The organism is Streptomyces silaceus, from assembly GCF_001419745.1.
Classification (GTDB): domain Bacteria; phylum Actinomycetota; class Actinomycetes; order Streptomycetales; family Streptomycetaceae; genus Streptomyces; species Streptomyces silaceus.
In genome coordinates this window covers 1-3,332 of sequence record NZ_LIRJ01000220.1, presented here as the reverse complement: position 1 = coordinate 3,332, position 3,332 = coordinate 1, and the positions used below count along the sequence as shown (strand labels likewise).

Sequence of the window (3,332 nt, the reverse complement as noted above, 5' to 3'; positions counted from 1 at the left end):
CGGCGAGGTTGGCGCCGGTGAAGTGGGCCGGCAGGCCCTCGGCGGTGAGGGCGATCGGGGCCAGCACGAGCCCGCCCACGGTGAGCTGCCACCCGGTGAAGGCGAGCAGCGAGACGCCCTCGGGCCGCCCCCACCGCTTGGTCAGCACCACGGCGAGGGCCATCAGTGTGGTGGCCGTCAGCATGGCCGCGATCCCTGCGGCGTCGACGGCGGCGCTGCCGCGCAGGACCAGCAGGCCCACGCCGCCGACGCCGACGAGTCCGGCGAGCAACGTACGCCGCGTGGGGCGCACCTTCAGTACGCCGATCCCGAAGCCCGCGACGAGCAGCGGCATGACGGCGCTGATCGTGGAGGCGACGCCGCCGGGCAGGCGGTAGGCGCCGAAGAAGAGGAGGGGGAAGAAGGCGCCGAAGTTGAGGATGCCGAGCACGCTCGCCTTCCACCACCAGTCGCCGCGCGGCAGGCGCCGGGTGAGCGCGAGCAGGATGAGTCCGGCGGGCAGCGCGCGCAGGGCGGCGGCGAGCAGCGGGCGGTCCGGGGGCAGGAGCTCGGTGGTCGTGACGTAGGTGGTGCCCCAGGTGGCGGGCCCGATGGCGGCGAGCGCGGCGATGCCCGCGGCGGCCTTGGCGGAGGTGGCCTTGGCCTTCGTGGGGGCCGGCTTGGTGGCGGTGGCCTCGGCCGTGACGGCCTTTGCCGCGCTCGGCCGCTGTGCGGTGCTGCTGCTGACGACGGTGGACATGTCGCTTCCCCTCGTTGTTCCCCTCAACGCTGTTATTCTCAACGTTGAGATAAATATGGACCCCAGGTCTGCGAACGTCAAGTATCTGAATGTTGAGAGATCTGGTTCCGGTGCGGGAGGAAGCGGAGAGATGACCGAGCACGAGACTGCGGGCGGCGCGGACGCCATCGACGAACTGCGTGGTCAGTGGCGTCGCGAGCGCCCCGACCTGGACCTCGCGCACCTGGACGCGATGGCGCTGGTCGGCCGCATCAAGCGGGCCGACCACCTGCTGAGCAAGGGCATGAAGCGGGTCTTCACCGAGTACGGCCTGGAGTTCCCGGAGTTCGACGTCCTCGCGACCCTGCGCCGGGTGGGCGCTCCGCACGAACTGACGGCCGGCGGCCTCCTGAAGACCGCCATGGTGACCTCCGGCGCGATCACCAACCGCCTCGACAAGCTGGAACGCAAGGGCCTGATCGAACGCCGCCAGGACCCCAACGACCGCCGCGCCATCCGCGTCCGCCTCACGGAGGAGGGCCTGGACCTGGTCGACCGCGCGGTGGTCGACCACATCGCGAACGAGGAACGGATGCTGGCGGCACTGACCCCGGAGGACCGCGCGGCCGTGGACAGCGCCCTGCGCCGACTGCTGGTGTCGCTGGGGGACACGCATCTGGGGTGAGGCGAGGTGAGGTGAGGCGGGGAGGGAGCGGGGTCGGTGCCGGGTGCGTCGAGGGGCGGGCGTTGCTAACGCGTGCGTGAACGCCACAGCCTTCGGCTCCCCTCCCTGTGGCGTTGGGTGATCAACCAGATGCGCCAGGCGATCAATTCACGCCAACGAGGGGGGCGTAGGCCTGCTATGTCCGCGTATGGCCTGCTCGGCGGCCACCTCGGCCTGGCCTCGGTTTTCTCCCCTGGATAGCTTGGTTCACTCCAGAGAACTCTCGTCCCACCAGGAGCTGACAGTGAACCGCCGACCCGCCCTGCTCGCAGCGGCCGCCCTGACCACTGCCGCGGTCCTCTCGCTCTCGGCCTGCGGAAGCGGTGACGGCGAGTCCAAGGACAGCGACAAGATCGCGGGCGCGGACTCGGGCAGCGAGGCGAAGAAGTCACCGTCACCGAAGGCGTCGGCCGATGGCATCGACCGGCCCAAGGTCGTCGTTCCTGGGGACGTCAAGCTCGAGTTCGCCCCCGAGGAGACGGGTGACGCCAAGACGGACGCGATACTGCGCGACAACGCCGAGTACTGGCGAGCCGTCGTCGAGTCGATCGACAAGCAGGACCCGAAGTCGGACGCCGTGCGGTTCTACAGCAAGGGCGCGGGGCTGCTCGGGACGATCGAGTGGTCGGGCAACTTCACCAAGTCCGATCTGACGCTGGCAGGGACGGTGCGCTTCACCGATCGCAAGGTCACGTTCAGCAAGGACGGTTCGGCCGCTCTTACGTACTGCTCGGACGAGTCCAAGGGGTACACGAAGGACCGCAAGACCAAGAAGAAGAACGTCACCCCTGCAAGCAAGGACTCGTACATCCTCTACAACGACCGTCTGCGCAAGAACACGGACGGCGTGTGGCAGCTCACCAACAGCACGTCGGAGATGGGGAGCGCCCAGTGCCAGCCGTGAGCCGCAAGGGCGCGGTGACGGCTGCGCTCGCTGCCGTGGTCATCACCGCCCAGGCCGTCCCGCAGGCGTGGGCGGGCTGGTCGGACCAGACGGGCAGCAAGCAGGCCAAGGGCAGCAAGAGCGGCCGCACCATCACCGTGGAGACAAAGGTGCAGACGTCCGTCAACGGCGACACCCGCTCCGCGCGGACCGGCAACCTCTCCTCGGCGGACAGCAATTGGAACCCGCCGGCCTGCTGGTACGAGCCCGCGTTCTCGCCCAAGGAGATCGAGAAGACGGTCAAGTCGTGGCGCGGTTTCGGCGACGGCGTACCGCTCTTCGACGGTGTCGGGGAGTTCGTCGGCGACTACCTCGACAGCCGCTACAAGGAGGGCAAGCCGTACAAGGACTACAACCTCGACAAGCAGGGCAAGGGGATGTTCTGGGCGGCGGCGGTCAATCCGAACCGCAAGGACGACCCGGAGGCCAGCGCCTGCGACAAGCAGCCGTTCTGGGTCGACGAGGGTGACACGCCCAAGGAACCCCTCGCCGTGAACCCGCGGATCCTCGCGGAGTACGCGTACGACGAACTCCCCGTGCCCGGCACCGAGATCACGATGGCGCCCGAGGGCACGACGAAGGTCAATCTCCCGACCTGGATCTGGCTGGACAAGGCGAGGTTCAAGAAGGTGTCCGTCACGGCGGGCATCCCGGGCTCGGGCCTCTCCGCGACGACGACCGCCGAACCGGTCGCGCTCACGATCACCCCGGGGACGGACGACGCCGAGACCTACCCCGCCTCGGGGGAGTGCCCCATCGAGAACGGCAGGATCGGCACACCCCGCCCCAAGGGCACCCCCGCGGACACGGCACCGCCGTGTGGCGTGAAGTACCTGCGCTCGTCCGGCGACACCTCGTACAACCTCCAGGCGACCGTCACCTGGAAGATCAGCTGGACCAGCACCACGGGCGAGGGCGGCGACCTCCCCGACGGCCGCTTCGGCGCG

At 69.3% G+C, this 3,332-nt stretch carries 4 protein-coding genes; 3 read left to right on the top strand and 1 reads right to left on the bottom strand.

All coding sequences use genetic code 11. The features are described from left to right. Positions 1 to 739 (bottom strand): EamA family transporter (locus tag AOK22_RS21185; protein WP_055700276.1); only part of this gene is annotated, 739 nt, incomplete at its 3' end. A gap of 130 nt (positions 740 to 869) precedes the next feature. On the opposite strand from AOK22_RS21185, the gene AOK22_RS21180 reads away from it, so the two are divergent. The 3 genes from AOK22_RS21180 to AOK22_RS21170 all read left to right on the top strand — a co-directional run. Further along, complete coding sequence (locus tag AOK22_RS21180) at positions 870 to 1,403, top strand: MarR family winged helix-turn-helix transcriptional regulator (RefSeq protein WP_055700275.1); 534 nt, start codon at positions 870 to 872, stop codon at positions 1,401 to 1,403. Between the two features lie 283 nt (positions 1,404 to 1,686). Then, a complete protein-coding gene (locus AOK22_RS21175) occupies positions 1,687 to 2,346 on the top strand; it encodes a hypothetical protein (protein WP_055700274.1) in 660 nt (219 codons plus the stop codon). Then, the coding region (locus AOK22_RS21170) for a hypothetical protein (protein WP_244164914.1) at positions 2,334 to 3,332 on the top strand (999 nt) is incomplete at its 3' end. The genes AOK22_RS21175 and AOK22_RS21170, both read left to right, overlap by 13 nt.